This is a genomic window from Streptomyces sp. JW3 (assembly GCF_052216785.1).
GTDB lineage: Bacteria > Actinomycetota > Actinomycetes > Streptomycetales > Streptomycetaceae > Streptomyces.
Map to the genome: position 1 here is coordinate 1 of NZ_JBQOUX010000106.1, position 26,959 is coordinate 26,959.

Here is a 26,959-nt window from a genome sequence, read left to right on the forward strand (position 1 = left end):
GCCTTCGGCCCGGCCGGCCGCACCGCCGCCGGCCGCCGCGCGGCGCCCGCGCCGGAGCGCTGCGTCCCCGGTCCCGGCGCCCGCCAGGGGCGGGCCGGCCCCCCGGCGGCGTCCGGGCCCCGGCCCTGCGGGGGCAGCGGCGGCCGGCCGCCTCGCGGTCCGTACTGCGCTGGTCGCGTCCTGTGTTGCTCCACTGGTCCAACTTAGGTCGGTTAATGTGCAGAATCGGCTCTCGGACACGCCGGAGACCGGCCCCGGCCATCCGTTCGACTGCCCGCGTGATCCGTACCGCACACCCCGTAGACTGGTGGATCGGCCCGTGCCGGGCCCCGCTCCCTCCGCATCCTCACGTACGGGAAGTCGCAACGTGTCGCTCACGATCGGAATCGTCGGTCTGCCGAATGTCGGCAAGTCGACCCTGTTCAACGCCCTGACCAAGAACGACGTGCTGGCGGCCAACTACCCGTTCGCCACGATCGAGCCCAACGTCGGCGTCGTGGGCGTCCCCGACCCGCGCCTGACGAAGCTGGCCGAGATCTTCTCCTCGGAGAAGGTCCTGCCGGCCACCGTCGACTTCGTCGACATCGCGGGCATCGTGCGCGGCGCCAGTGAGGGCGAGGGCCTGGGCAACAAGTTCCTGGCGAACATCCGCGAGTCCGACGCGATCTGCCAGGTCATCCGCGCCTTCGCCGACGAGAACGTGGTCCACGTGGACGGCAAGGTCTCGCCCAAGGACGACATCGAGACGATCAACACCGAGCTGATCCTCGCCGACCTCCAGACCATCGAGAAGGTCCTGCCGCGGCTCCAGAAGGAGTCCCGGATCAAGAAGGACATCGGACCCAAGGTCAAGGCCGTCGAGGAAGCGAAGGAAATCCTCGAAAAGGGCGACACCCTCTTCGCCCACGGCATCCTCCAGGGCAGCGAGCGCGCCGAGCTCCTCCACGACCTGCACCTCCTCACCACCAAGCCCTTCCTCTACGTCTTCAACGTCGACGAGGACGAGCTGACCGACGAGGACTTCAAGAACGAGCAGCGCGCCCTGGTCGCCCCCGCCGAGGCGATCTTCCTCAACGCCAAGCTGGAGGCGGACCTCGCCGAGCTGGACGAGGCCGACGCGATGGAACTGCTGGAGTCGGTCGGCGCCACCGAACCCGGCCTGGCCACCCTCGCCCACGTCGGCTTCGACACCCTCGGCCTCCAGACCTACCTGACGGCCGGCCCCAAGGAATCCCGCGCCTGGACCATCAAGAAGGGCGCCACCGCCCCCGAGGCCGCCGGAGTCATCCACACCGACTTCCAGAAGGGCTTCATCAAGGCGGAGGTCATCTCCTTCGACGACCTGGTGGAGACGGGCTCGGTCGCGGAGGCCCGCGCGAAGGGCAAGGCCCGCATGGAGGGCAAGGACTATGTGATGCGGGACGGGGACGTGGTGGAGTTCCGGCACGGAGGAACGTCTGGGAGCGGCAAGAAGTAGCCGCCGAATCAGTGCCCTCTACGACTTGAGCTCCACAGTTGAGGGTGCTGTCTAGGGTGCGGAAATGTGGGTTGACCTGCCGAAACGCCTGTGCGCACGCTGGGGTGGCGGGTCACTGGGCCCGTACCCGCGGGTTGCTGAATCAGATGGTTTGACGGTCTTGCCGGTGTGGCCGCGTCGGTCCGGGTGTGTCGATGACGTCCCGGTCCTCGCGGCCACGGACGGAATGCCCTCGCATGGAGGTCGTGATCGAGTCCGCGGTGACCAAGCGTCTGGGCGCTCTGCCTGTCGCTGCCGAGTTTCTGCGCCGGCTGGACGTCGCGGGGATCGTCGCCGGTCTGTGTCCACCTGATCCGCGGGCGGACCTGACGACGGCCGGGTGATCGAGGTGCTGGTGGCGAACCGGCTGACCGCTCCCGCGCCCCTGTTCCGCGTCGGGGACTGGGGGCGACAGTGGGCGGTGGAGGAGGTCTTCGGTATCGAGGCCGACCTGCTCAACGACGACCGCCTCGCGCGTGCCCTGGACGCGTGTGCGAAATCCTAGCCCAGACACGAGCCGCAAAGTAGCGGGGTGATCACGTACTCAGGGACTGTAAGACGTTTTGGCAGCCCCACAAGAAGAGCGGCGCCACCGTCGAGCGCCCCGGCCTGATCGACCTGTTCGCCTACGCCCGGCCCGGCGACACGATCGTGGTCCACACCCTCGACCGGCTCGGAAGGAACCTGCGCGAAGTCCTCAACCTCGTCAACGACCTCAACGAGAAGAACATCGGCGTAGGCTCCCTCGCCGACCCGCTCCCGATCAACACCACCGACGAGGGCATGGGCCGCATCGCCTTCCTCCTGCTGGCCTTGTTCGCCGAGATGGAACGCACCTTCACCGCCGAACGCGCCGCCCACGTCCGCGCCGTGGCCGAAGCCGCCGGCCGCCGCATGGGCCGCCCCGTCGCCCACCCCGCCTACAAGATCGAGTACGCGCGCCTACTCCAGGGCCACGGCGCCAGCTACGGGGAAATCAGCGCCAAGACCGGGATCTCGAAGACTTCTCTGCACCGCTACCTGGCGGAATAGTGGCAGCAGCGTGACTACAGGTGGGCTGGGTCGGTGGTGCTTGCGCTGCTCTGGCTGGCCTTTCCCCATAGTTCCAACATTCGTTGCACGAGAGCCGTCGGCCCGGCGTTGTATACCTCCCACAGCTTCCGCAACGCCGGATCCAGTACACAGCACAGCAGCCATGCCACGTTCTCGCACGCCCGCTTGCACGCCTGTCCGTTGTGTTCCCATGAGGTGACGCCGGTCCCTTGTAGCGAGCAGACTCTCAGTGCCGTCTCCCGCAGCTGATCATCAGGCGTCTCCTGAACCAGCCGCCGTACTGCCTGTGAGTCCGTCAGTTTCGCGACCGCTGCTGCCGCGACCTCATCAGTCACACCTTCCTGCTCCAGGATGAAGTCGCGCAGGGCGCCAGCTGCATCATCGAATCCGGCCGTCGCCTCCGTCAGCGCCGCAACGTCGTTGCTCGACAACGGTCGACCCCACGCAGCGTCCAGAACCCTGCCTACAGTGCGGTATGCCGATGCCGGAGACCGGCGCACCGGCGCAGGTTCCGGGAACAGTTCGGCAACGTCCTTCAGCATCCGCTCGCGCGCTGGACCGGGCTCCAGGCGCCTGACCAGCTTCGTCAGCTCGGCCCGGAAGACTCTGCGCTTTTCCCGGGAGTACTCGGCGCTGTCCTCCCATGTCTTCATGCGAGCCTTGGACAGCGACAGCCCCCGCTGCGTGACCTCGTCCACCCCAGTCGCCAATTCCTTGCGCAGGCGGGCGGTTGCCTTCGGCTCCGGGTTCAGCGCGAGCAGGTTCCAGGCGATCGCCGGGCACAAGTGCCCCCTTCCCTCCGAGCGGACCTTTGCGCTGACCCACGCGGCTAGGAAGGCGTCCTCCACCGACACCCCGTTCTGGCCAGGCAGAGGAATGAGTAGATCGTTCCGGTCTCGCCGCAGCCGGTCATCGCCGTAATGCAGCGGTCCAAAGCCATGTCGATTCAACAGCTCACGCACCGGACGAAGTTCGTGCGGGTACGTCTTCGCTCCCATACCCCGAGCCTAGAAGACTCGCGGAGGCAGAAAACCGGCGAAACCTCCGGAGCACTCCCCTCTCGTCGTCGACTGGACACACCAACCGGCTGAGACGGGAAGGAGGTGCACAAGGCCATGGAGATCATCTCCGGCATCATCATCGCCGGCGGCTCGATCATCGCCGCTGTCATCGCGCACAAAGCCAAGTAAGCAGCTGAGGTTGGCCGGGACTCGCTGTGGTCCCGGCCACCCAGACAGACCCCTCGGGAATCCGACATCGCCAGTGCCAGCAGCACCTCGGCTCGATAACGATTACCGAAGAGCTTCGCCGAGACCTCACGCAACCGTTCGGGCGCGCTATGAACCATGATTCATGATTCGCGAATCACAAAACAGATGTCAACTACCCCCTGGGCGGATCGCTCAGGGAGAGAGGTCGAGCACCCGGACGTCGGCCCCGTCCCAGGCCTTGGGCTGGACGGTGGCGACGCGCGCCCCATCCAGGCGCTCGGGGCCGGGCATGGCCACATGGTGGGTGTGGCACCAGCCCAGAGACCGCTCGTGGCCCGAGGCGGCCATGACGGCGGCGAGATCGAGCGGATGAAAAACCACCTGGTCGAGCATGCCGAGGTGGCCGACGAGTCCGGTGCGTACCCGGTCCGCTTCGGCGAGTGCGGCCAGCGCGACGTGGACGCGCCAGACCCCGGTCTCGGCGGCCTGGTACAGAAGGCGGGAGGCTAGGACGTTGCCTGAGCCCAGAGCGAGCAGCGCGCTGTCGTCGAGGACTACATCGACAGGGGCGACAGGGTTCACGCGGCGCTGCCGAGCCGACGCGTGAGCTCATCGTCCGCTGCGCGGTCCTGCTCGTGATCCGGGGCGTAGCCGGAGAGCGCGTGCAGGACTTCGAGGGTCTTCGCGACCTGCTCGTCCCGCTCGCTCTGCGTGAGGGTGTGGGTGGCGAATTCGCCGACGAGCCCCGCGATCGTGGTGTCCTTCTCGGCGGCCAGGATCGCCAGCCGGTCCCGGATGCTGCTCTCGACCTTGATCGTTGTGTGTGCCATGCCTGACAGAATACATCGGGTATACCCGCCCGAGGAGGTGGCTGAGGTAGCTGCTTGCGCCTCCTCGGTCAGAGGTCGAGGGGGACGTCCGCCGGCGTGCGTTCGGTGCCGCTCAGGTCTCTGTGCCCTTGAAGTAGTCGCCCCGCCTGAACTTCTCCGACGCCTCGCTCCAGTCCTCGGGGTGGGAAATGGGCAGCAGCCGGTGCTGCTGCTCGTGAGTGCTGTCGTACGGCGTCTGTGCCTCGAGCTTCATCCTGCTGTGATCCTTGATGAGGAGCATCTCGATGACCCGCGCCGCGGTCTGCAGATCCGCGTCGATGGACCCCGCCGAGATGTCGGCGGGGGAGTGGACTGTGTCGCCGGACTCGTCGAGGTCGACGTAGAATCCGGCCATCTTCTCCTCGTTGGCGCGCTGGCCGGCGGTCTCCGCTTCGCTTTTCTTCTGAGCGAGGAAGGCATTCCAGCCGTCTTGCGACTCGTCCTCCGGGTGCTCGATCGCCCCGTAGTCGCCCCAGAACGCGGCGAGCTCCTGGCCGAAGACGAAGGACTCCATGTACTTCACCGCGTGGCGGCGACCGTCCGACGCCAGCCGCGGCACCTCCCGCGCATCCTTGGATCCGGTGCTCCAGGCCTGCTCGAAGCAGTCGTAGATCAAAGCGCCTTGCCCAGCTCCTCCTGTGCGAGGACCGTGAGCGAGCGGGCCCGGCCGAACGTTCCCCGTCAGAGCAGGGCGTGGGCGTCCGCGATCAGCCCGGATGCGTTGTCCATGAGCGCCTTCCAGAAAGTGCGCGCTGGGTTCGGATCTATCTCCACAGCGCGATTCTCCCGCAGTGCAGCTCTGGTCAGTCACGCATCAAGATGATGCAATCGGCAGGAGTCGCGAGTTCCGGTTCAACCTTTGATTGATCGGCGGTCTGACCTGCGAGAACACTCGTTTACGAGCCGATGTGAGGGTCGCTCATGGCCGTTACGGAAGAGGGGCGAGCGGGAGTGGTTCCATCTGCACGCCTTCTTCACGGCTCCGGGGCTTCGCGCGGATCCAGGCCGTGGCGCTTTTCCTACTCGTTTGACACACTCGGAGCTATGGGTGAGACGACGTACAGCATCGGGGAAGGGCCGGCGACACGGGTGAGCTTGTCGCTGCCGGAGGGGACCGCGGAGGCGATCCGGGCGCGGGTGGGCAAGCGGGAGTTCTCCGCGTTTATCGCTGAGGCGGTCGAGCGTGAGCTGCGAGGGCAGGTCCTCGACGAGTATTTGGCGGACTACGAGAGCCGCAAGGGGCCGGTCTCCGAACAGGCTCGTCAGCGGGCGCGGCAGGCCTTCGATGAGGTGTTCGCCGAGGGGGGCGAGTGGCCTGCCGCAAGCTGAGTCACGAGGGGACGCTGGTCCTCGACAGCGAAGGTCTCTCGAAGATGCTCGCCGATGACGAGCGGGTGGTGGCCCTGGTCGCCGAGGCGCGCTCGCGCGGTATGGAGGTCGCGATCAGTGCGCTCACCATCATCGAGGCCGTTCGCGCTCGTACGCACAAGTCCCGTCTGAACTGGGTGCTCTCCGGACTGCGTGTGGTACCGGTGGGCGACGAGGAGGCGAGGGCGGCTTCGAAGCTGCTGATGGATGCTGGTTTGCACGGGCATAAGTACGCGATCGATGCAACGGTCGCCGAGGCCGCGCTGCGACAGCACCGCCCCGTAGTCATGTTGACCTCCGATATCGACGACATGGTCAAGCTCTGCGGCGATCGGGTCCGGCTCGTGGCGGTCTGATTTCTGCGGTCGGGAGTGGTCCAGGGGGCTCTTGGGCCGATCTTGCCTCAGACGTCTGGCGCACTGTCATTCAAGCCGTACCAGGCCATTCTCGTAGGTGATGACGATGAGTGCTTCGGCGATCTCGCAGATGGGCGGCCTCCGGTGAGAGGAGGGCCTTGCCTGCGGCCGTTCGCGCGGATACTCGCGACAGTGCGTCGGTGATCCGACTCTGCATAGGTGACGGGGCCCGTGTTCCGGCGGGCCGGTGTCGCACGTGGACGAGCCGGACCGTTAGCTGCGGGGGCGGCGTCGCGGTTCGCACGTTCAGCCAGGGGAAACGACTCCGCGTCTATGCCGTTCGGTGCTTACGATGCGCCCAGCCGTACGGAAGTCGTACGGCTTGTTCGCCGTCCGAGTCAGGAGCACGGTTTCGTGTCCATACCGCCGCCGCCCCGTCCGGTCTGGGGTCAGCCCTACGGGGTGCCTCGGCCGGCGCCCGTCAACGGGGTGGCCATTTCCGCCCTCGTCCTCGGGCTCCTCTGTTTCGTGCCGGCTGTCGGGCTGGTGCTGGGGCTGATCGCGCTCAGTCAGATCAGGCGGAGCGGGGAGCGGGGCAAGGGGTTCGCGGTGGCCGGGGCCGTGCTGTCCTCGGTGGGGCTGGCGCTGTGGGCGGTGCTGCTGGCCACGGGCGGCGCGGGCGTCGTCTGGGAGGGCTTCAAGGGCGCGGCGAGCGGGGAGGGGACCGCGTACGACCTGGACGCCGGCCAGTGTTTCGACACCCCGGACGGGGCGCTGGAGGGCGTGACGTACGACATCGACGAGGTGCCGTGCGCGGGTGCGCACGACGGTGAGGTGTTCGCCGTCTTCGATCTGGACGACGGGTCCTTCCCCGGCGACGACTCGATCACCGCCGCGGCCGACGACCAGTGCTACGCGCTGCGCGCCGGGTACGCCATGGACGCCTGGGCGGTGCCCGCGAACGTCGACGTCTACTACCTCACGCCGACCCGGCAGAGCTGGCGCGCGGGCGACCGCGAGGTCACCTGTCTGTTCGGCGGCGCCGAGGAGGGGGACGTGCTGACCGGGTCGCTGCGCAACGACCGGACGACGCTCGACGACCACCAGTTCGCGTTCCTGAAGGCGGCCGCACCCCTCGACGAGGCGCTGGCGGCCGAGCCCGCGACCGCGTACATCGAGGACGACCTGCCGGCGCACCGGGAGTGGGCCGGCGAGGTGGCGGGCGCGCTCGCCGGGCAGGTCGAGTCCCTGCACGGGCACAGCTGGCCGTCCGACGTCGAGCGGCCGGTCGCCGGGCTGGCCGAGGACCTGGACGCGGCGCGCGAGGAGTGGGCCGCCGCCGCGAAGGCGTCCGACGCGGACACGTTCTACGAGCACTACGACGCCGGGTACGACCTGATCGCTCCCGCCGGTTCGGTCGCCGTGCGCAAGGCTCTGGGGCTGGCCAGCACGCCGCCCGTCTACCAGGAGGAGGACGCGGGGGAGGGCGGGGGCGACCCCGGCTTCGAGGTGTGAGGGCCGGGCCGTCGAAGGCCCGCTCCGGGAAAGGCGCTGGGTAAAACCCGTTGCCGCCGCATGTCATCACATCGAGTGATTCCCTGGCCTTTGCTTGCCTGGCACAACCTACGGTTGCCACGCTGTTGCTGTCTGTACAACCTGATGGGAGAGCGGCCAGTGACATTCGGTGAGCAGCCGGCGTACCTGCGTGTCGCGGGGGATCTGCGCAAGAAGATCGCCGACGGCCTGCTGCCGCCCCACACCCGCCTGCCCTCCCAGGCCCGCATCCGCGAGGAGTACGGCGTCTCGGACACCGTCGCGCTGGAGGCCCGCAAGGTGCTCATGGCCGAGGGCCTGGTCGAGGGCCGGTCGGGTTCGGGGACGTATGTGCGCGAGCTGCCGGTGCCCCGGCGCATCGCCCGCTCCGGTTACCGGCCGGCGGGCGGGGCCACGCCGTTCCGGCAGGAGCAGGCCGACGCCGAGGCGCGCGGCACCTGGGAGTCGAGCAGCGAACAGGCGGAGGCCGGCGCCGCCGTCGCCGAGCGGCTCGGCATCAAGCCCGGCGAGCGTGTGATGTGCACGAAGTACGTCTTCCGCGAGGCCGGCGAGGCGGTCATGCTCTCCACCTCCTGGGAGCCGCTCGCCGTCACCGGCCGTACGCCCGTGATGCTGCCCGAGGAGGGCCCGCTCGGCGGGATGGGCGTCGTCGAGCGGATGGCCGCCATCGACGTCGTCGTGGACAACGTGACCGAGGAGGTCGGCGCCCGCCCCGGCCTCGCGGAGGAGCTGCTCGCGCTGGGCGGCGTCCCCGGCCATGTCGTCCTGGTCGTGCACCGCACCTTCTTCGCCTCCGGCCTCGCGGTCGAGATGGCCGAGGTGGTGATCCCGGCGGACCGGTTCCGGGTGGCGTACCACCTGCCGGTGAAGTAGACCCGCCTCCCGGTGAAGTAGGCCCACCGCCCATGCAGTAGACCCGCGCGGCGGACCCGGCCGGGCGGACCCCGGGCCGGATGCACGGTGTCGAGGCATCCGGTGTGAGATGGCGCACGCCTCCCGCGCCGCTCGCGCCCCTCCCATGCGCCCCGCGGCGGGTGCGTGCGGCCGGCCGCGCCCGTCGCCGACCGAGTGATCCGGCCGTTCTCGCAGGTGGCCCGGACGGGCCCGGCCACCGCCTTGATCCGGTACGCCGACGCACCAGCGGGGCGCGTTCGGTGGCGTGCGCCCCCGGGTGCTGGCCGGTTGCCTACCTCTTCGTAAAAAGCCGTATTCGGTGCGTGAAGGTTGGGCGTAAGGTCGGGCATATGCGGACTGCGGTTTCCTGGGGAGGGGCGCGATGAATGACGGCACGGCCACTCTGCCCTGGCTCGTCGTCCGGCAGGACGACAACGGCCATCGCTACCGGGTGGGCAGGTACGCGACCCGGGCCGAGGCCCAGAAGATCGCGGACAGCCTCGGCGGCCGCGGCAGCAAGCAGCTGTACTGGGTCGAGCAGCTCGGACCGAACGGCACCGCGGCCGACTGACCGGCGTGTCCGGCGGGCCCGTCCCCTCCCGTAGGCTCCGGCGCATGACGGAACGGATCGTGGTCGGGGCCGCCCTGATCGACGGCGGGCGACTGCTCGCCGCGCGGCGCAGCGCGCCGGCCGAACTGGCCGGCCGGTGGGAACTCCCCGGCGGCAAGGTGGAGGAGGGCGAGACGCCCGAGGCCGCGCTCGTGCGCGAACTGCGCGAGGAACTCGGGGTGGACGCCCGTACCGGCGACCGGGTGCCGGGGCAGTGGCCCCTGAAGCCCCCGTACGTCCTCCAGGTGTGGACCGCGCACCTGCTGCCCGGCTCCGCCGCCCCCGAGCCGCTCCAGGACCACGACGCACTGCGCTGGCTGACCCCGGCCGAGATCTGGGACGTGCCCTGGCTGGACCAGGACGTGCCGGCCGTCCGCCGGACGCTCGCGCACCTCTCCCGGGCCGCCGGGGTGGCGTGAGCCGGGGTGCGCCTCGCCGTACGCCCCCTGTGCCACCGTGCGCCGGGCCGGACGGTACCGGACCTCGCTAATCGGGTATCACCCCACTAAGACCCCATTAATCCCATGAAAGTGGACATGTGTGGGGGGCGGGTTCCGGCGGCCGGGGAGTGAGCGGCGTGATCGACACCGAGGGCGAGCGCGCCGAGTGGCTGTTCCCGGCGGAACCGGGCGCCGTGCGCGCCGCCCGCTCCGTGGTGCGCGGCCGGTTGCGCGACTGGGGCCTGGACGGCGTCGGCGACACCGCCGTCCTGCTCGTCAGCGAGCTGGTCACCAACGCCCTCCGGCACGCCACCGGCCCCGTCGGAGTCCGCCTGGTGCCGCCGGCCGGACCGGACGGGGTGCTGCGGGTGGAGGTCTCCGACTCGCTCCCCGACCTGCCCCGGGAGCGGCCGGTGTGCCCCGAGGACGAGAGCGGCCGGGGTCTCCAGCTGGTCGCCACCGCCGCCCGGCGCTGGGGCGCGCGGCCGGCCGCGGACGGCAAGACGGTGTGGTTCGAACTCGCCCCGGCCGGGTGAGCGCCCGTCACGCTCCGTACCGGTGCATCCGTGACCCGGACCGTTGCCGAAGTACGTGATTCGATGGCGTGTCCGCTGGTTAGAAGACTGGAAGTGTTGTCACGGTCCGGTCCGGAAAGCACAGGGACCGTGCTGTGATCGTGAACACCGTGTTGTGCGGCGCCGTAGTGCTGGATACTGCGGACAGCCGCCCCCGGTGACCGGTGCCGGACGCGGTGAGCTGGAGGGGACGGTTCGCGTGAGCGAGATACCAGCGAGGGCCACGGGGTCCGAGGACGCGCCGGGCGGCGCGCTGCCCACGGGACGCGGGCCCGCCGGGCGGGGCGAAGCCCTGCCCGCGGACACCATGTGGCAGAGCAGTCCGCCCGGCTCCATCTACGACTACATCAAGGTCGCCTCCTTCTCCATCGGGCCGGACGGGCTGGTGGACCAGTGGAGCCTGCGCGCCGAGCAGCTGTTCGGCATCCCCGGAGACCGGGCCCTCGGCGTCGACCCCATCGACGTCTTCATCGATCCCGAGCTGCGCGAGCGCGGCCAGCGCAAGATGGCCGAGATACTCGACGGGCGGGAGTGGACCGGAGTCGTCCCCTTCCGCATCCCGCACAGCGAGGACGGGGAGTGCGGCAAGCGCGGCCTCGCCGAGGTCTACGTGATGCCGACCCGGACCCGGGACGGCGAGAAGGCCGCCGTCTGCATCGTCGTGGACGTCCGCACCCTGCGCAGCATCGAGACCGACCTCGCCGCCTCGCAGTCCATTTTCGGTCAATCTCCGTTCGGGTTCCTGCTGATCGACCCCGATCTGAAGGTGCGCCGCGTCAACCAGCGGTTCGCCTCCGTCTTCGGCGGCGCCCCCGACGACCACCGCGGCCGGGGCATCCACGACTATCTGCCGCGCGGCGAGGGCGACCGGGTCGCCGCCACCCTGCGCCGGGTGCTGGAGACCGGTGACTCCATCACCGACATGCATGTCACGGGCTATGTGCCCGGCTCCGACGAGCGCCGCCACTGGTCCGTCAACATGTACCGGGTGCACAGCGGTTCGGGCCGCCCCATCGGGGTCGCCTGGCTCGGCACGGACATCACCGCCCGCCGCGCCGCCGCCCGCGAGGCCGCCGCCGCCCGGCGCAATCTCGCCCTGCTCAACGACGCGGGCGCCCGCATAGGTACCTCCCTCGACCTGGAGACCACCGCCCGCGAACTCCTCGACGTGGTCGTGCCCGGCTTCTGCGACCTGGCCACCGTCGACCTCTACCAGGGTCTGCTGACCGGCGACGAGACCCCGCCCGGCCTCGCCGACGGCAGCGCCGAACTGCGCCGCGTCGCCTACTCCAGCGCCGTCGCCGACGTGCCCTTCCTCGGCACCGGGCAGAAGGTCCAGGTCGGCGCCGTGCACCACTACCCCTTCACCTCGCCGCACGCGGACGCCCTGCGCACCGGCCGGCCGCGCACCGTCCCGGCCGAGGAGGGCGGCCTGGTGCAGTCCACGCTGGCCGTGCCGATGGTCGCCCACGACACGGTGGTGGGCCTCGCGCAGTTCGCCCGCACCAAGGGCAGCGAGCCGTTCGGCGACCGCGACCGGGGGCTCGCCGTGGAGCTGGCCGCCCGCGCCGCCGTCTGTATCGACAACGCCCGGCTCTACCGGCGCGAGCACGAACGGGCGCTGATCCTCCAGCGCTCCCTGCTGCCGCCCGGCGACCCGGAGGCGTCCGGCCTGGACATCGCCTGCCGCTACCTGCCCGGCAACGCGGCCACCGGCCGGCCCAGCGAGGTCGGCGGCGACTGGTTCGACGTCATCGAACTGCCCGGCCACCGCACCGCGCTGGTCGTCGGCGACGTGATGGGGCGCGGCCTGCGGGCCGCCGTCGCGATGGGCGAACTGCGCACCGCGGTACGGACGCTGGCTCAGCTCGACCTGGAACCGGCCGAGGTGCTCTCCCAGCTGGACGAGATCGCCCGCGGCCTCGGCGCCCCCGGCGGCCCCTCGCAGGCGTTCGCCGGCGGCGTCCAGCAGGCCACCCGGGCCGCCCGCCGCCCCCGCGAGGCCGACCTCTCCGAGGTGTACCTCGCCACCTGCGTCTACGCCGTCTACGACTCGGTGACCCGGCGCTGCACCTTCGCCAACGCCGGCCACCTGCCGCCGGTCCTGGTCGAACCCGGCGAGCCCGCCCTGATGCTGGACGTGCCGCCCGGACTGCCGCTCGGCGTCGGCGGCGAGCCCTTCGAGGAGGTGGAGGTCGAACTCCCCGAGGGCGCCCTGCTCGCGCTCTACACCGACGGCCTGGTCGAGAGCCGCGACCATCCGCTGGACGAGGGGCTCCAGGCGTTCGTGGGCGCGCTGACCGACCCGGCCCGCCCGTCGGCCGGCGCGCCGCGCGCAGCCACCCACCGCAACCTGGAGGACGTCTGCGACCACGTCCTCAACACCCTCGACTCGCACCACGGCGAGGACGACATCGCGCTGCTCATGGCCCGGGTGCAGGGGCTGCCCGCCGAGTCGGTCGGCGACTGGACGCTGCCGCGCGAACCGCGCAGCGTGGGCCGGGCCCGGGAGTACGCCCGCACCCAGCTCACCGGCTGGGACCTGGAACCCCTCGTCGACACCACCGAACTCCTGGTCAGCGAGCTGGTCACCAACGCTCTGAGGTACGGCGAGGGCGAGATCAGGCTGCGCCTGCTGCTCGACCGCTCACTGGTCTGCGAGGTCTGGGACTCCGGCCTGGTGCAGCCGCGCCGCCGCCGCGCCCGCGACACCGACGAGGGCGGCCGGGGCCTGCAACTGGTCGGCCTGCTCAGCGCCGCGTGGGGGTCACGGCGTACGCCGCGCGGCAAGACGGTGTGGTTCGAACTCCCGCTGCCGGGCGGCGACACCGGCCTGCCCGACCCGGCGGAGGCACTGCTCAGCCTGTTCTGAGCAGGCCCCCCGAAGATCGCAACCGGCACCCTCGTCTCCGCCGTCCTCGCCGGTGACACCTGCCACCGGGGCGGGACGAGGGGGTACGGCATGGCACACCCGACGGAGCAGCCGAACACCTCGGCGCCCGGCGACGACGGTGACGGTGGCGACGGCGGCGACGGCGGCATACCCGAGCCGAGACCGACGCGGGCCGCGACCGCCCGGCCGGCGGCGGGCCCGGTGGACCCGGTGGACCCGGCCGGACCGGTGGACCCCGTGGGCTCGGTGGACCCGGTGGACCTGGCCGGACCGGTGGACCCCGTGGGCCCGGCCGGACTGGTGGACCCCGTGGGCCCGGTGGACCTGGCCGGACTGGTGGACCCCGTGGGCCCGGTGGGCCCGGTGGACCTGGCCGGACTGGTGGACCCCGTGGGCCCGGTGGACCCGGTGGACCCGGCCGGACCGGCAGACCCGGCCGGCCCCGGGGAAGGCGGCCCGGAAGCCCCCCGCGCCCCCCGGCGGGCCTGGCCCCGCCGGCTGCGCCGTACCGCCCTGGTGCTCGCCCTGGTCCTCCTCGTCCCCGTCCTCGCCACGCAGGCCGCCCTGCGCCTCAACTACGCCGGCGACCCGGCGGACGGCACGTACAGCCGGCACAAGGACGCCCTCTGGCTCGGGCACGCCTGGGTCGACGGGCGCAAGACGGACGCCGACCTCGCCGCCCTCGGCCGGCGGCTGGCCGGCACCGGCGTCCGCGACCTCTACGTCCACACCGGCCCGCTGGAACACGACGGCACCCTGCCGAGCACCCTGTACCCGAAGGCCCGCCGGCTGGTCGAGGCCGTGCACGACGAGCTGCCCGGCATCCGCGTACACGCCTGGCTCGGCGACGTCCTGGCCACCGAGACCCCGGACGGCATGCGGCTCGACGACGCCGGGACCCGGGCCGCCGTCGTCCGCTCCGCCCGGCAGATCCTCGCCGAGGGCTTCGACGGCGTCCACTTCGACCTGGAACCCGCGCACTCCGGCGACGCCGACTACCTCGCCCTCCTCGACCAGGTCCGCGAGGTGACCGACGAGCGCGGCGCGGTCCTGTCCGTCGCCGCCCACCAGATCGACCCGCTGCCGGCCCTGCACACCGTCGCCGGCGTCCTCACCGGCCACCCCAAGTGGTGGTCGCAGGAGTACTTCGGCCAGGTCGCCCGCCGGGTCGGCCAGATCGCCGTCATGTCGTACGACACCGCGCAGCCGCTGCGGAGCACCTACGGCGGTTACGTCGCCCAGCAGACCGCGCTGGCCCTGGAAGTCACCCCGCCCGGCACCGACCTGCTGATGGGCCTGCCCTTCTACTACGAGAGCGACCCCTCCCACTGGGGCCACGCCGAGACCGTCCCCGCCGCCGTGCGCGGCGTCCGCCTCGGCCTGTCCCGCACCGACGCGGACCGGAAGAACTTCGGCGTCGCCCTGTACGTCGACTTCGCCGCGACCGAGGCGGACTGGCGGGCCTACCGGACGGACTGGGTCAGTTCTCCCGGCGCCGCCTGATCCGCGAACCGAGCCAGACCAGCGGGTCGTACTTGCGGTCCACGGCCCGTTCCTTCAACGGGATCAGCGCGTTGTCAGTGATCTTGATGCCCTCCGGGCAGACCTCCGTACAGCACTTGGTGATGTTGCAGTAGCCGAGGCCGTGCTCGTCCTGGGCGGTCTTCTTGCGGTCCAGGCCGCTCGCCTCGGCCGCGTCCAGCGGGTGCATGTCGAGTTCGGCGACCCGCATCAGGAACCGGGGGCCCGCGAAGGCCGGCTTGTTCTCCTCGTGGTCGCGGACCACATGGCAGGTGTCCTGGCACAGGAAGCACTCGATGCACTTGCGGAACTCCTGCGGCCGGTCCACGTCCTCCTGCGTCATCCGGTACTCGCCGGGACCGACCCCCCGCGGCGGCACGAACGCCGGGACCTCCCGGGCCTTGGCGTAGTTGAAGCCGACGTCCGTCACCAGGTCCCGGACCACCGGGAAGGCGCGCAGCGGCGTGACGGTGATCGTCTCGTCCTGGGTGAAGACCGACATCCGGGTCATGCACAGCAGCCGGGGCCGCCCGTTGACCTCGGCGGAGCAGGAACCGCACTTGCCGGCCTTGCAGTTCCAGCGCACGGCGAGATCGGGGGCCTGGGTGGCCTGGAGACGGTGGATGATGTCGAGGACCACCTCGCCCTCGTTCACCTCGACGGTGAAGTCCGCCAGGGCGCCGCCCCCGGTGTCGCCCCGCCACACCCGGAACCGGGCCGCGTAGCCGTCGTTGCCGCTCATCGGTACAGCTCCTCATCGGCGAGGTACTTGGCCAGCTCTTCCTTCTCGAACAGGGCCAGCAGGTCGGGGCGGACGGGTTCGGTGGTCTCCCGGTCCAGGGCGATCTGGCCGCGCACCGGGTCGGTGGCCGCCAGGCCGTCGGTCGGGTCGGTCAGCCGGCACAGCAGGTTGACATTGCGCCAGCGGCGGTCCATCGCGGCGTGGTCCTCACGGGTGTGGCCGCCGCGCGACTCGGTGCGCTCCAGCGCGGCCCGCGCCACGCACTCGCTGACCAGCAGCATGTTGCGCAGGTCCAGGGCGAGGTGCCAGCCCGGATTGAACTGCCGGTGCCCCTCCACGCCGGCCCGCCGGGCCCGTACCCGCAGCTCGGCCAGTCTCGTCAGGGCCTGCGCCACCTCCGCCTCCCGGCGGATGATGCCGACCAGGTCGTTCATCGTCTGCTGGAGTTCCTGGTGCAGGGTGTACGGGTTCTCCGGCGCGGCGGCGTCGGGGCTCTCCGCCGAGAACGGCCGCAGTGCCTCGGCGGCGGCCGCGCCGATGTCCGCCTCGGCCACCTGCGGCCGCTGCCGGCCCACGGCGTACTGGGCCGCGTGCCACCCCGCCCGGCGGCCGAACACCAGCAGGTCGGAGAGCGAGTTGCCGCCGAGCCGGTTGGAGCCGTGCATCCCGCCGGCCACCTCACCGGCCGCGTACAGCCCCGGTACGCCGCGCGCGGCGGCGGTGTCGGAGTCGACGGCGATGCCGCCCATCACGTAGTGGCAGGTGGGCCCGACCTCCATCGCCTCGGCGGTGATGTCGACGTCGGCCAGCTCCTTGAACTGGTGGTACATCGACGGCAGCCGCCGTTTGACGACCTCGGCGGGCATCCGGGTCGACACGTCCAGGAAGACCCCGCCGTGCGGGGAGCCGCGGCCGGCCTTGACCTCGGCGTTGATGGCGCGGGCCACCTCGTCGCGCGGCAGCAGTTCGGGGGGCCGCCGGTTGCGCTCCGGGTCGTCGTACCAGCGGTCGGCCTCGGCCTCGGACTCGGCGTACTTCTCCTTGAAGACGTCCGGGACGTAGTCGAACATGAAGCGTTTTCCGTCGGAGTTGCGGAGCACCCCGCCGTCGCCGCGCACCGACTCGGTGACCAGGATGCCCTTGACCGACGGCGGCCAGACCATGCCGGTCGGGTGGAACTGCACGAACTCCATGTTCAGCAGCGGCGCGCCCGCGAGCAGGGCGAGGGCGTGGCCGTCCCCGGTGTACTCCCACGAGTTCGACGTGACCTTGAACGACTTGCCGATGCCGCCGGTGGCGATGACCACGGCGGGGGCCTCCAGGACGAAGAAGCGGCCGGTCTCGCGCTCGTAGGCGAAGACGCCCGACACACGTGAGCCGTCCTTCAGGACGCGCGTCACCGTGCACTCCTGGAAGACCTTCAGCCGGGACTCGTAGTCGCCGGTCTCGCGGTGGTCCTGCTGCTGGAGGGCGACGATCTTCTGCTGGAGGGTGCGGATCAGCTCCAGGCCGGTGCGGTCGCCGACGTGGGCCAGGCGCGGGTACTCGTGGCCGCCGAAGTTGCGCTGCGAGATCCGGCCGTCCTTCGTACGGTCGAACAGGGCGCCCCAGGTCTCCAGTTCCCAGACCCGGTCCGGGGCCTCCTTGGCGTGCAGTTCGGCCATCCGCCACTGGTTGAGGAACTTGCCGCCGCGCAGGGTGTCCCGGAAGTGCGTCTGCCAGTCGTCGCGCTCGTTGGCGTTGCCCATCGCCGCCGCGATGCCGCCCTCGGCCATCACGGTGTGCGCCTTGCCGAACAGCGACTTGCAGATCACCGCCGTACGGGCGCCCCGCTCGCGCGCCTCGATCGCGGCCCGCAGCCCGGCGCCGCCCGCGCCGACCACGACGACGTCCCACTCCTGCCGGTCCACCACGGACATCAGAACAACCTCGGATCATCGAAAGCGCCGGACGCGACCAGATACACGTAGAAGTCGGCGAGCGCCACGCTCACCAGGGAGGCCCAGGCGAGCTGCGTGTGCCGGGCGTTGAGCTTTCCCACCCACCGCCACATCCGGTAGCGCACGGGATGCTTGGAGAAGTGCTTGAGCTTGCCGCCGACGATGTGCCGACAGGAGTGGCAGGAGAGGGTGTACGCCCAGATCAGCACGATGTTGAGCAGGAAGACCAGGGTGCCCAGGCCCGCATGACCCCACGCGTAGTGCTCGTCGCGGAAGGCGAGCACCGTGTCGTAGGTGAGGACGCAGGCCACCAGGACGGCCGCGTAGAAGAAGTAGCGGTGCAGGTTCTGCAGGACCAGCGGGAAGCGGGACTCGCCGGTGTACTTCTTGTGCGGCTCGGCCACCGCGCAGGCCGGCGGCGAGGCCCAGAAGCCGCGGTAGTACGCCTTGCGGTAGTAGTAGCAGGTCAGGCGGAAGCCGAGCGGGAAGATCAGGATGATGATCGCCGGGGAGATGCCCCACCAGCCGCCGAGCAGCTCCCAGTTGGGGCCGGAGCGCATCGGCGCGCAGCGCTCGGCGAGGCAGGGGGAGTAGAACGGCGAGACGTAGGGGGCCGCGTAGTAGTCGGCGTCGGCCAACGCCCGCCAGGTCGAGTACACGATGAACGCGAGCAGTCCGGCGGCGGTGCCGGCGGGGGCCAGCCACCAGCGGTCGGTGCGCAGGTGCGGGGCGCTGATGGCGGCGCGCGTCGGGGTGTGGACGCCGCCGCCCGGGGGATGGGCGTCGGTGGGCGGGGGTTCCGTACCAGTGGCCACTAGTCGACTCCGGTCGGGTGCGGGTTCAGGGAGCGCGTCGGTCGCGGGCGCCGAGGCCCTCGTCGTCCGAGTCCGTCCACAGGGAGAGGTCGTACGGGGCGTCGGAGATGGTGACCAGGTCCGGGCGTTTCGGCGCGTCCGGCGCGGTCGCGGCGGCGCGCAGCAGGGCGACGCTCTCCCGCAGATGGCCGGCGTCGGTACGGACCCGCCGGACTTCCAGGCCGTCGCGGCCGGTCTGCCGCTCCAGCCGGCTCAGGGCGCGGGACAGCTCGTCGAGGCAGCGCTGGATCGTGGTCAGTTCGTCGTGCACGGACATGACGTGACCTCACTTCCGTCGGTGCGCCTGAGAGTGTCGCGCGTCACACCTGTCGCTGTGAAGGGATGTGCGGGGATTGGCCGGGGCGCGCGGGCGTGCCCCGGCGCGCGCGTTCCCCCGCACGAGTGAGCTTGCGGGCCGTGGCCGACGTGTCGCACTGCGTTGCCGAACCGATTCCTCTTCAGTGGCCGCAGACGTCTGAATACAAATGATCAACTCCATATACCGCCATAAGGGAACGTAACGCCCGCGGCTTTCCGGAGGTAGAGAGATGTCCCACGTCGGCGTCGGACCACGCGCCCTCGCGCGCTCGGTCGCCTTCCTCACCGCGGGCGCGCTCGCGGTCCCCGTGCTCACCGGGTGCAGCTCCGACGAGCCCGCCGGCGAGCCGCTCGCCGCCCCGGACACCGCCACCGCGGCCCGGGCCCGGATCGCCGACGGCGGCACCCTGCGCTGGGCCGCCGACTCCGTACCGGACACGCTGAACGTCTTCCAGTCCGACGCCGACGCCACCACCACCCGGGTCGCCCAGGCCGTGCTGCCCTCGATGTTCCGGCTCGACGCCACCGGCCGCCCCGTCCGCAACCCCGACTACCTGGAATCCGCCGAGGTGGTCGGCACCGAGCCCAAGCAGGTCGTCCTCTACAAGCTCAACCAGCAGGCGGTCTGGAGCGACGGCCGGGAGATCGGCGCCGCCGACTTCGCCGCCCAGTGGCGCGCCCTGTCCGGCAAGGACACCGCCTACTGGACGGCCCGCAACGCCGGCTACGACCGCATCGAGAAGATCCAGCGGGGCAAGAACGACCTGGAGGTCAAGGTCACCTTCAAACGCCCCTACGCGGACTGGCGGTCGCTGTTCACGCCGCTGTACCCGCGGGACGTGATGGGCACCCCGGACGCCTTCAACGACGGGGCGCGGCGCAAGCTGAAGGTCACCGCCGGCCCGTTCGCCCTCCAGAAGGTGGACCGCGAGGCCGACGAGGTGGTGCTCACCCGCAATCCGCGCTGGTGGGGCGAGCCGGCCAAGCTGTCGGGGATCGTGCTGCGCTCGGTGCCCCGCGGCAAGCGGGTCAAGGCGCTCACCGCCGGCACCCTCGACCTCGCCGAGATCGACCCGGAGACCGCCCGCGAGGTCGGCCGGGCCGGCGCCCCGCCCGGCACCGGCGACCCGCTCGACGGCACCGGCGACCCGCTCGACGGCACCGCCGCACCGGGCACGGCACCCCTCGCCGGGCCGGAAAGCGCCCAGGGCCGGTCCGCCGCCGACGCGCTGCGCTCCTGGGCGGTCGCCAACGGCTCCGACGAGGACGCCGCGTACGAGGAGACGCTGGCCCGCGAGAAACGGCGCAAGGCGCTGGCCAAGGCCGAGCGGCGGCGGGCCGCCCTGCGCGGCTTCGAGGTCCGCAAGTCGCTGGAGCCCGCCTACACCCAGCTCGCCCTCAACGGCGCCGACGGCCCGCTCGCCGACGAACGGGTGCGCCGGGCCGTGGCCCGCGCCGTCGACCGCGAGGAACTGGCCAAGGCGGTCCTGAAGCCGCTGGGCCTGCCCGCCGAGCCGCTCGGCAGCCACCTCGCGCTGGCCGGGCAGGACGCCTACGCCGACGGCAGCGGCGCGCTCGGCGAACCGGACGTCAAGGAGGCGCGGGCGCTGCTCGCGGACGCGGGGTGGGTGCCGGGCGGGCCGGTGGAGAAGCGGACGGGGAAGCAGCGGGACGGCGAGGAGGCGGCCGGCGCCGAGGAGAGTGCCGCGGACGGCGACGGGAGTACCGAGAGCGACTCCCCGGGCGGCGACGACGGCACGTACATCGTGGGGGAGGACGGCAAGGGCGAGGACGGCCACAGCGGGGAAAGCCGGGCCGACGGCGAGAAGAACGACGGCGAGAAGAACGACGGCGAGAAGAACGACGGCGAGAAGAACAAGGCCAACGGCAGCGCCCCCGGCGCCTACGCCCCCAAGGGCACCGCCGCCCCGGCCGGCGCGGCGGCGGCCCCGCTGGCCAGGAACGGCAAGCCGCTCACCCTGCGCTTCGTGCTCCCCTCCGGCCCCGGCTCCGGCACGCTGCGCACGGTCGCCGACCGGATCAGCGCCATGCTGGACCGGATCGGCGTCCGTACCGACATCACCAAGGTCTCCGACGAGAGCTACTTCCGCGACCACATCGCGAACGGGAACTACGACCTCGCCCTGTACTCCTGGCCCGGCACCGCGTTCCCGGCCACCGACGCCCGCCCCATCTACGCCAAGCCGGTCCCGGCCGCCGACGGCTCGCTCAACGTGGAGCAGAACTACACCCGGGTCGGCACCGACCATGTCGATCAACTGTTCGATCAGGCGATCGGCACCCTGGACGAGAAGGAGGCCCGCGCCCTGATCCGCAAGGCCGACTCCCGGATCTGGGCGACGGCCGGCTCGCTCCCCCTCTACCAGCGCCCGCAGCTCACCGCGGCCCGCAAGGACCTCGCCAACGCGGGCGCCTTCGGCTTCGGCACCCCGGTCTACGAGGACATGGGCTTCCTGAAGAAGGGCGCGCAGGGCGGCCAGCGGACGGCAAGCCCCTCCTCGTGACCGCCGTCCCCACAGGGTCGAACAAGGCCACTGCCGCCCGCCCCGTACCATGGAAGGGAAAAGGCCGAGGCGTCACCAGCCCGGCGAAGGCCAGCGCACAGTGACCTGGCCGTCCTCACCACTCCGGGAGTACGCCGCACCATGGCTGTGTCCGCAACGCGTCACGACATCCGCAACGTCGCCATCGTCGCCCACGTCGACCACGGCAAGACCACCATCGTCGACGGCATGCTCAAGCAGGCCGGCGCCTTCGCCGCGCACCAGCTCGAAGGCGTCGACGACCGCATGATGGACTCGAACGACCTGGAGCGTGAGAAGGGCATCACGATCCTGGCCAAGAACACGGCCGTGAAGTACCACCCGAAGGATGGCAGCGACGTCATCACCATCAACATCATCGACACCCCGGGCCACGCCGACTTCGGCGGCGAGGTCGAGCGCGGTCTGTCGATGGTGGACGGCGTGGTGCTGCTGGTGGACGCCTCCGAGGGCCCGCTGCCGCAGACCCGCTTCGTGCTGCGCAAGGCGCTCGCCCAGCGGCTGCCGATCATCCTCTGCATCAACAAGACGGACCGCCCCGACGCCCGTATCGACGAGGTGGTCAACGAGACCTACGACCTCTTCCTCGACCTGGACGCCGACGAGGAGCAGATCGAGTTCCCGATCGTCTACGCCTGCGGCCGGGACGGCGTCGCCTCGCTGACCAAGCCGGAGGACGGCACGGTCCCCACCGACTCCGACAGCCTGGAGCCGTTCTTCTCCACCATCCTCCAGCACATCCCGGCGCCCACCTACGAGGAGGACGCGCCGCTCCAGGCCCACGTCACCAACCTGGACGCCGACAACTTCCTCGGCCGCATCGCGCTGCTGCGCGTGCACAACGGCGAGCTGAAGAAGGGTCAGACGGTCGCCTGGCTCAAGCGCGACGGGTCCACGCAGAACGTGCGGATCTCCGAGCTGATGATGACCGAGGCGCTCACCCGCAAGCCCGCCGAGAAGGCCGGCCCCGGTGACATCTGCGCGGTCGCCGGCATCCCGGAGATCATGATCGGCGAGACCCTGGCCGACCCGGAGAACCCGGTCCCGCTGCCGCTGATCACGGTCGACGAGCCCGCCATCTCCATGACCATCGGCACCAACACCTCCCCGCTGGTCGGCCGCGGCGCCACCGGCAAGGGCGCCGACAACAAGGCGGTCGTCAAGGACCGTAAGGTCACCGCCCGCCAGGTCAAGGACCGCCTCGACCGCGAGCTGATCGGCAACGTCTCGCTCCGGGTCCTGGACACCGAGCGCCCCGACGCCTGGGAGGTGCAGGGCCGCGGTGAGCTGGCGCTGGCCATCCTGGTCGAGCAGATGCGCCGCGAGGGCTTCGAGCTGACCATCGGCAAGCCGCAGGTCGTCACCAAGCAGGTCGACGGCAAGACGTACGAGCCCGTCGAGCGCATGACGATCGACGTGCCCGAGGAGCACATGGGCGCGGTCACCCAGCTGATGGGCGTCCGCAAGGGCCGCATGGACAACATGTCCAACCACGGCTCGGGCTGGGTCCGCATGGAGTTCGTGGTCCCCTCCCGCGGTCTGATCGGATTCCGGACGGAGTTCCTCACCCAGACCCGCGGCACCGGCATCGCGCACTCCATCCACGAGGGCCACGAGCCCTGGTTCGGCACGCTCACCACGCGGAACAACGGCTCGCTGGTCGCCGACCGCTCCGGCGCCGTCACCGCGTTCGCGATGACGAACCTCCAGGAGCGCGGCGTGCTCTTCACCGACCCCGGCACCGAGGTGTACGAGGGCATGATCGTCGGCGAGAACTCCCGCGCCGACGACATGGACGTCAACATCACCAAGGAGAAGAAGCTCACCAACATGCGGTCGTCCTCGGCCGACTCGTTCGAGGCGATCGTCCCGCCGCGCAAGCTGTCGCTGGAACAGTCGCTGGAGTTCTGCCGCGACGACGAGTGCGTGGAGGTCACCCCGGAGGCGGTTCGCATCCGCAAGGTGAACCTGGACGCCCGCGAGCGCGCCCGCGCCGCGAGCCGCGCCAAGCACGGCTGACCCGTCCCGAACCGGAGCCCGGGCACCCCGCAGGGGGTGTCCGGGCTTTTTGCAACTCCCTTTTCCGACCCCGATGTTCGACATGCGGAGAGCGACGCCCGATAGCTATGTAACACGTCCGTTTCGCGGCCTTCTCGTCCCGAACAGTTTGTCCAGATTTTGGAAGATCTAGGCGTGAGCTGTGACTGAATTGAGATTTAAAGACGGTGGTCGGTCCTTCTGGTCATGGCAGATAGTTAGCCGCGTAGCGCTCGGGTCAATGGGTTCGCGCTGTGGGGACAGCGCCGACTCACGAGCACCAGGGGGCGTCTGAACTTCCGTCAGGGGTGTCGGAAGCAGGACGTGTGCCCCCTCCTGTCGGTGAACACGTGGAGTCATGAGGAGGAGCCCCATGCGCGAGGTCTTGCGCGGTGCCGGTGCCACGAGCACCAGGCGGGTCACACGGTCACAGTCACAGTCATGCGCCGCCGGCGGCGTCCGGTCGCGCGGCTACGCGCGTCCGGCTGCGCGTTTCTGACCTGACGCTTCTTCACGCGCCGTACCGCGACCAGGCATCGGTCATGCCGGTCGGCGGTCCGGCACACCCACACCTGTGAAATGGGCGAACTGTGACAAGTCCTATCGAGACCGAGGGTGGCGGCGGAACGCCGGCCGTCGTCGACGGCACGCCGGAGCCGGCCGGGAAACCGGGGCCCGAGCGGCTGGAGGGCCGCTCCCCGGGCCGGCTGATGTGGCTGCGCTTCAAGCGCGACCGGACCGGTGTCGTCTGCGCCTGGGTGGTGCTCGCCTACTTCGTGGTCGCCGCGCTGGCCCCGGTGATCGCCGCGCTCTACGGCAAGGACCCGTACACCCTGTACGGGCAGGACCCCGAGTACGTCGCCCAGAACCCGGTGCTCGACGACTTCGGGCTGCCGCTCGGCTACCTGGGCGGGGTCTCCGGGGAGCACTGGTTCGGCGTCGAGCCGCAGTTCGGCCGGGACGTGTTCACCATGCTGCTCTACGGCATGCGCACCTCGCTGTTCATGGCGCTGGGCGTGAGCACCCTGCTGATGACGACGGGTGTCGTACTCGGGCTGATCGGCGGCTACTTCGGCGGCCGGACCGACTACTTCATCGGCCGGGTCACCGACTTCTTCCTCTCCTTCCCGCAGCAGCTGTTCTTCATCGCCTTCATGCCGGTGGTGACCGCGTTCTTCGTCGACCCCCGGGACGAGACCCCCACCTACTTCCGGGCGTTGGCGATCCTCATCGTGCTGTGGCTGCTGGGCTGGATGGCGATGGCCCGCCTGGTGCGGTCCACGGTGCTGTCGTTGCGCGAGCGGGAGTTCGTCGAGGCGGCCAAGGTGGCCGGGGCCTCGCCCTGGCGGATCGTCCGCAAGGAGATCCTGCCGAACGTCGTCTCCCCGATCCTGGTGCAGTTCACCTACCAGCTGCCCAGCACCATCCTCACCATCGCCTTCCTCTCCTTCGCCGGCGTCGGCTTCGTCGAGCCGACCCCGGACTGGGGGCGGATGTTCGCCACCGGGGCCAAGGTCGCCGAGCAGGACCCGGCGTTCATGTTCTTCCCCGGGGTGGCGCTCGTGGTCTTCGTCCTGTGCTTCAACCTCCTCGGAGACGCCGTACGGGACGCGCTCGATCCCAAGTCAGGACGGTAGGAGGGGTCCATGGCCGAGGGGTCCATGGCCGAGGGGGCCATGGGTGGGGGGACTGCCGCCCTTTCGCCGGCTGGCCGGCCGCGCCAGGCAGTGCACAGCAGTGGTCAGTGGATATGGATTACCAACCCGACAGGCAGGTGCGTCACCACATGAACACGCTCAACTCTCGCAGCGCGCGGGCCGCGCTGGTCGCGCTGGCGGCCGGATCACTGGTCCTCACGGGATGCTCGGAGAACAAGGGCGGCGACTCCGGCAAGGACTCCAAGGAGGACCAGAAGGAGGCCGCGGCCCAGTCCAAGCCGGTCACCTACGGGGACGCCGCCGCCTCCACCGGTCCGGCCGCGGAGGTGACCGGCGCCAAGAGCGGCGGCACCATCCAGGTCTACCAGGAGCAGGGCCTGACCCATCTGGACCCGGGCCAGATCTACGTCTCCGACGCCGGCCAGGTCGCCAACCTGCTCTTTCGCGGCCTGACCAACTTCGAGGAGGACGGCAAGGGCAACGTCTCGGTCGTCGGCGACCTCGCCACCGACTCCGGGACGTCCTCCGACGGCGGCAAGACCTGGACGTTCACGCTGAAGGACGGCGTCAAGGACCAGAACGGCAACCCGATCACGTCCGCCGACATACGCCACACCGTCGAGCGCCAGTACGCGAAGTTCATCTTCGACGGCCCGACCTACCTCCAGACCTGGCTGAGCGGCGCCGACTACCGCAAGGCGCTGCCCGACGGCGGCTACGGGAGCAAGCACCTGCCGGCCTCGGTCCTGGACACCCCGGACGACAAGACGATCGTCTTCCACTTCGACACCGCCCGGCCCGACCTGCCGCAGACCCTGGCCATGCCGGGCTACACCGTGGTGCCGGAGGAGACCGACACCAAGGAGAAGTACGACAAGGCGCCCGTCTCCACCGGCCCGTACAAGATCGCGGAGTACAAGGTCGGCAAGTCCCTCAAGCTGGTCAAGAACGAGAACTGGGACCCGAAGACCGACTCCGTGCGCCACCAGTACGTCGACGGCTACGACTTCGACTTCGGCGTCACCGAGTCCACCCAGACCAAGCGGCTCATCGCCGACCAGGGCGACTCCAAGAACGCCATCCAGCTCACCGGCGCCGTGGAGTCCACCCAGGTCCAGGACGTGGTCGGCGACCCGGCCGTCAACAAGCGCACCATCAAGGGCTACCAGCCCTACGTCATGGTGCTCAGCTTCAACCTGGACCGGATCAAGAACAAGAAGGTCCGCGACGCCATCACCTACGCGGTCAACTCCAAGTCGCTGATCGCCGGCGAGGGCGGCGCGTACGGCGGCGACGTCGCGCCCAACCTGTTCGCGCCGACCCTGCCCGGCTACGAGGCGGACTACGACCCGTACGGCCGACTGAAGATGCCGTCCGGGAACATCGAGAAGGCCAAGGAACTCCTCAAGGACGTCCCCGCCGCCGAGAAGAAGATCGTGCACGCCTACCGCAACAGCGAGGCGGGCCAGAAGCACAAGGTCGCCATCGAGGACGCGCTGAGCAAGATCGGCCTCGAGGTCGTCTCCAAGGAGGTCGACGCGGCCAGCTTCTACGAGCAGGTCGGCAAGCTCGACAACCCGTACGACGTCTACATCACCGGCTGGGGCCAGGACTGGCCGTCGCCGGGCACCGTCGTCACGCCCGTCTACGACGGCGACCAGGTCGCCGACGGCGCGCCGAACTACTCGCACGTCGACGACCCCAAGGTCCAGGATCTGATCAACAAGGCGCTCACCCAGGAGCCCACCGAGGCGGCGGCGACCTGGAAGGAAGCGCACCACTACATCCTGGAGAAGATCAACCCGTCCGCCCCGCTGTGGTACACGAAGCAGTTCCAGCTCTACGGCTCGAACATCGGCGGCGCCCGCTACAGCACGGAGTCCAGCTACATCGACGTCAACCGGCTGTTCCTGAAGTCCTGACGCGGGGCGGTCGACCCGCGGGGGGGGGGGGGGGGGGGGGGGGGGGGGGGGGGGGGGGGGGGGG

At 70.5% G+C, this 26,959-nt stretch carries 24 protein-coding genes and 2 pseudogenes; 17 read left to right on the top strand and 9 right to left on the bottom strand.

Annotated features, from left to right (window positions below):
* Positions 1-194: pseudogene (locus ACTT8P_RS30895) on the bottom strand (DUF6542 domain-containing protein); the annotation flags it as partial.
* Positions 195-367: 173 nt separating this feature from the next.
* Between ACTT8P_RS30895 and ychF the strand changes: the two are divergent.
* From ychF to ACTT8P_RS30915, 4 genes and pseudogenes are all read left to right on the top strand, one after another.
* The gene (gene ychF, locus ACTT8P_RS30900; RefSeq protein ID WP_442835081.1) at positions 368-1,477 is read left to right on the top strand and encodes a redox-regulated ATPase YchF; all 1,110 of its coding nucleotides are present in this window, start codon (positions 368-370) and stop codon (positions 1,475-1,477) included.
* A gap of 236 nt (positions 1,478-1,713) precedes the next feature.
* On the top strand, positions 1,714-1,860 hold the full coding sequence (locus ACTT8P_RS30905; RefSeq protein ID WP_442835082.1) for a hypothetical protein: 147 nt from the start codon (positions 1,714-1,716) through the stop codon (positions 1,858-1,860).
* On the top strand, positions 1,857-2,021 hold the full coding sequence (locus ACTT8P_RS30910; RefSeq protein WP_442835083.1) for a DUF4277 domain-containing protein: 165 nt from the start codon (positions 1,857-1,859) through the stop codon (positions 2,019-2,021). Before ACTT8P_RS30905 ends, ACTT8P_RS30910 begins: the two co-directional genes overlap by 4 nt.
* Before the next feature lie 83 nt (positions 2,022-2,104).
* Positions 2,105-2,548: pseudogene (locus tag ACTT8P_RS30915) on the top strand (recombinase family protein); the annotation flags it as partial.
* Positions 2,549-2,562: 14 nt separating this feature from the next.
* Here ACTT8P_RS30915 and ACTT8P_RS30920 read toward each other — a convergent pair.
* From ACTT8P_RS30920 to ACTT8P_RS30935, 4 genes are all read right to left on the bottom strand, one after another.
* On the bottom strand, positions 2,563-3,567 hold the full coding sequence (locus tag ACTT8P_RS30920; RefSeq protein WP_442835084.1) for a hypothetical protein: 1,005 nt from the start codon (positions 3,565-3,567) through the stop codon (positions 2,563-2,565).
* 405 nt (positions 3,568-3,972) lie between these two features.
* On the bottom strand, positions 3,973-4,362 hold the full coding sequence (locus ACTT8P_RS30925; RefSeq protein WP_442835085.1) for a hypothetical protein: 390 nt from the start codon (positions 4,360-4,362) through the stop codon (positions 3,973-3,975).
* Positions 4,359-4,610, bottom strand: a complete 252-nt coding sequence (locus ACTT8P_RS30930) for a hypothetical protein (RefSeq protein ID WP_442835086.1) — start codon at positions 4,608-4,610, stop codon at positions 4,359-4,361. The genes ACTT8P_RS30925 and ACTT8P_RS30930 overlap by 4 nt, the downstream gene beginning before the upstream one ends.
* Before the next feature lie 112 nt (positions 4,611-4,722).
* Positions 4,723-5,265, bottom strand: coding sequence for an AbiV family abortive infection protein (locus tag ACTT8P_RS30935; protein WP_442835087.1), 543 nt, complete (start codon positions 5,263-5,265; stop codon positions 4,723-4,725).
* 428 nt (positions 5,266-5,693) lie between these two features.
* On the opposite strand from ACTT8P_RS30935, the gene ACTT8P_RS30940 reads away from it, so the two are divergent.
* The 9 genes from ACTT8P_RS30940 (at position 5,694) to ACTT8P_RS30980 (ending at position 14,842) form a co-directional block, all read left to right on the top strand.
* Positions 5,694-5,978, top strand: a complete 285-nt coding sequence (locus tag ACTT8P_RS30940; RefSeq protein ID WP_442835088.1) for a hypothetical protein — start codon at positions 5,694-5,696, stop codon at positions 5,976-5,978.
* The gene (locus ACTT8P_RS30945) at positions 5,960-6,373 is read left to right on the top strand and encodes a DNA-binding protein (protein ID WP_442835089.1); all 414 of its coding nucleotides are present in this window, start codon (positions 5,960-5,962) and stop codon (positions 6,371-6,373) included. The genes ACTT8P_RS30940 and ACTT8P_RS30945 overlap by 19 nt, the downstream gene beginning before the upstream one ends.
* 489 nt (positions 6,374-6,862) lie before the next feature.
* The gene (locus tag ACTT8P_RS30950) at positions 6,863-7,888 is read left to right on the top strand and encodes a DUF4190 domain-containing protein (RefSeq protein ID WP_442835090.1); all 1,026 of its coding nucleotides are present in this window, start codon (positions 6,863-6,865) and stop codon (positions 7,886-7,888) included.
* Positions 7,889-8,047: 159 nt separating this feature from the next.
* A complete protein-coding gene (locus tag ACTT8P_RS30955) occupies positions 8,048-8,800 on the top strand; it encodes a GntR family transcriptional regulator (RefSeq protein ID WP_442835091.1) in 753 nt (250 codons plus the stop codon).
* 403 nt (positions 8,801-9,203) lie between these two features.
* The gene (locus ACTT8P_RS30960) at positions 9,204-9,392 is read left to right on the top strand and encodes an SPOR domain-containing protein (RefSeq protein ID WP_442835092.1); all 189 of its coding nucleotides are present in this window, start codon (positions 9,204-9,206) and stop codon (positions 9,390-9,392) included.
* Positions 9,393-9,436: 44 nt separating this feature from the next.
* Positions 9,437-9,850, top strand: a complete 414-nt coding sequence (locus ACTT8P_RS30965; RefSeq protein WP_442835093.1) for a (deoxy)nucleoside triphosphate pyrophosphohydrolase — start codon at positions 9,437-9,439, stop codon at positions 9,848-9,850.
* A gap of 149 nt (positions 9,851-9,999) precedes the next feature.
* On the top strand, positions 10,000-10,407 hold the full coding sequence (locus tag ACTT8P_RS30970; protein WP_442835094.1) for an ATP-binding protein: 408 nt from the start codon (positions 10,000-10,002) through the stop codon (positions 10,405-10,407).
* Between the two features lie 238 nt (positions 10,408-10,645).
* Positions 10,646-13,318 (top strand): SpoIIE family protein phosphatase, encoded by a 2,673-nt coding sequence (locus ACTT8P_RS30975; RefSeq protein WP_442835095.1) that lies wholly within the window; start codon positions 10,646-10,648, stop codon positions 13,316-13,318.
* 90 nt (positions 13,319-13,408) lie between these two features.
* Complete coding sequence (locus tag ACTT8P_RS30980) at positions 13,409-14,842, top strand: hypothetical protein (protein WP_442835096.1); 1,434 nt, start codon at positions 13,409-13,411, stop codon at positions 14,840-14,842.
* Here the strand turns inward: ACTT8P_RS30980 and ACTT8P_RS30985 are convergent.
* Genes ACTT8P_RS30985 through ACTT8P_RS31000 form a run of 4 tightly spaced genes read right to left on the bottom strand, consistent with a single transcriptional unit; the run spans position 14,820 to position 18,673 of the window.
* Entirely contained in the window at positions 14,820-15,602 is a 783-nt protein-coding gene (locus ACTT8P_RS30985; protein ID WP_442835097.1) for a succinate dehydrogenase/fumarate reductase iron-sulfur subunit, read from the bottom strand. The genes ACTT8P_RS30980 and ACTT8P_RS30985 overlap by 23 nt on opposite strands.
* On the bottom strand, positions 15,599-17,521 hold the full coding sequence (locus ACTT8P_RS30990; RefSeq protein WP_442835098.1) for a fumarate reductase/succinate dehydrogenase flavoprotein subunit: 1,923 nt from the start codon (positions 17,519-17,521) through the stop codon (positions 15,599-15,601). The genes ACTT8P_RS30985 and ACTT8P_RS30990 overlap by 4 nt, the downstream gene beginning before the upstream one ends.
* Positions 17,521-18,357 carry a hypothetical protein gene (locus ACTT8P_RS30995; RefSeq protein ID WP_442835099.1) on the bottom strand — a complete coding sequence of 279 codons (837 nt, stop codon included), beginning with the start codon at positions 18,355-18,357 and terminating at the stop codon, positions 17,521-17,523. Before ACTT8P_RS30995 ends, ACTT8P_RS30990 begins: the two co-directional genes overlap by 1 nt.
* Positions 18,358-18,382: 25 nt before the next feature.
* Complete coding sequence (locus ACTT8P_RS31000; RefSeq protein ID WP_442835100.1) at positions 18,383-18,673, bottom strand: hypothetical protein; 291 nt, start codon at positions 18,671-18,673, stop codon at positions 18,383-18,385.
* A gap of 271 nt (positions 18,674-18,944) precedes the next feature.
* Between ACTT8P_RS31000 and ACTT8P_RS31005 the strand changes: the two genes are divergently transcribed.
* The 4 genes from ACTT8P_RS31005 (at position 18,945) to ACTT8P_RS31020 (ending at position 26,895) form a co-directional block, all read left to right on the top strand.
* Positions 18,945-21,239: an ABC transporter family substrate-binding protein gene (locus ACTT8P_RS31005; protein WP_442835101.1), complete on the top strand. Its 2,295-nt coding sequence runs from the start codon at positions 18,945-18,947 to the stop codon at positions 21,237-21,239.
* Between the two features lie 141 nt (positions 21,240-21,380).
* On the top strand, positions 21,381-23,297 hold the full coding sequence (typA, locus tag ACTT8P_RS31010; RefSeq protein WP_442835102.1) for a translational GTPase TypA: 1,917 nt from the start codon (positions 21,381-21,383) through the stop codon (positions 23,295-23,297).
* Positions 23,298-23,905: 608 nt separating this feature from the next.
* Complete coding sequence (locus ACTT8P_RS31015; protein ID WP_442835103.1) at positions 23,906-24,952, top strand: ABC transporter permease; 1,047 nt, start codon at positions 23,906-23,908, stop codon at positions 24,950-24,952.
* A 149-nt stretch (positions 24,953-25,101) separates the two neighbouring features.
* A complete protein-coding gene (locus ACTT8P_RS31020) occupies positions 25,102-26,895 on the top strand; it encodes an ABC transporter substrate-binding protein (protein ID WP_442835104.1) in 1,794 nt (597 codons plus the stop codon).
* The last annotated feature ends 64 nt before the right edge of the window (positions 26,896-26,959 follow it).

Bases quoted from the DNA above. Each gene is read 5' to 3' on its own strand.
- ACTT8P_RS30905 (WP_442835082.1), top strand. From the start codon at position 1,714: ATGGAGGTCGTGATCGAGTCCGCGGTGACCAAGCGTCTGGGCGCTCTG.
- ACTT8P_RS30920 (WP_442835084.1), bottom strand. From the start codon at position 3,567: ATGGGAGCGAAGACGTACCCGCACGAACTTCGTCCGGTGCGTGAGCTG.
- ACTT8P_RS30930 (WP_442835086.1), bottom strand. From the start codon at position 4,610: ATGGCACACACAACGATCAAGGTCGAGAGCAGCATCCGGGACCGGCTG.
- ACTT8P_RS30940 (WP_442835088.1), top strand. From the start codon at position 5,694: ATGGGTGAGACGACGTACAGCATCGGGGAAGGGCCGGCGACACGGGTG.
- ACTT8P_RS30960 (WP_442835092.1), top strand. From the start codon at position 9,204: ATGAATGACGGCACGGCCACTCTGCCCTGGCTCGTCGTCCGGCAGGAC.
- ACTT8P_RS30965 (WP_442835093.1), top strand. From the start codon at position 9,437: ATGACGGAACGGATCGTGGTCGGGGCCGCCCTGATCGACGGCGGGCGA.
- ACTT8P_RS30980 (WP_442835096.1), top strand. From the start codon at position 13,409: ATGGCACACCCGACGGAGCAGCCGAACACCTCGGCGCCCGGCGACGAC.
- ACTT8P_RS30985 (WP_442835097.1), bottom strand. From the start codon at position 15,602: ATGAGCGGCAACGACGGCTACGCGGCCCGGTTCCGGGTGTGGCGGGGC.
- ACTT8P_RS30990 (WP_442835098.1), bottom strand. From the start codon at position 17,521: ATGTCCGTGGTGGACCGGCAGGAGTGGGACGTCGTCGTGGTCGGCGCG.
- ACTT8P_RS31000 (WP_442835100.1), bottom strand. From the start codon at position 18,673: ATGTCCGTGCACGACGAACTGACCACGATCCAGCGCTGCCTCGACGAG.
- ACTT8P_RS31005 (WP_442835101.1), top strand. From the start codon at position 18,945: ATGTCCCACGTCGGCGTCGGACCACGCGCCCTCGCGCGCTCGGTCGCC.
- typA (WP_442835102.1), top strand. From the start codon at position 21,381: ATGGCTGTGTCCGCAACGCGTCACGACATCCGCAACGTCGCCATCGTC.
- ACTT8P_RS31020 (WP_442835104.1), top strand. From the start codon at position 25,102: ATGAACACGCTCAACTCTCGCAGCGCGCGGGCCGCGCTGGTCGCGCTG.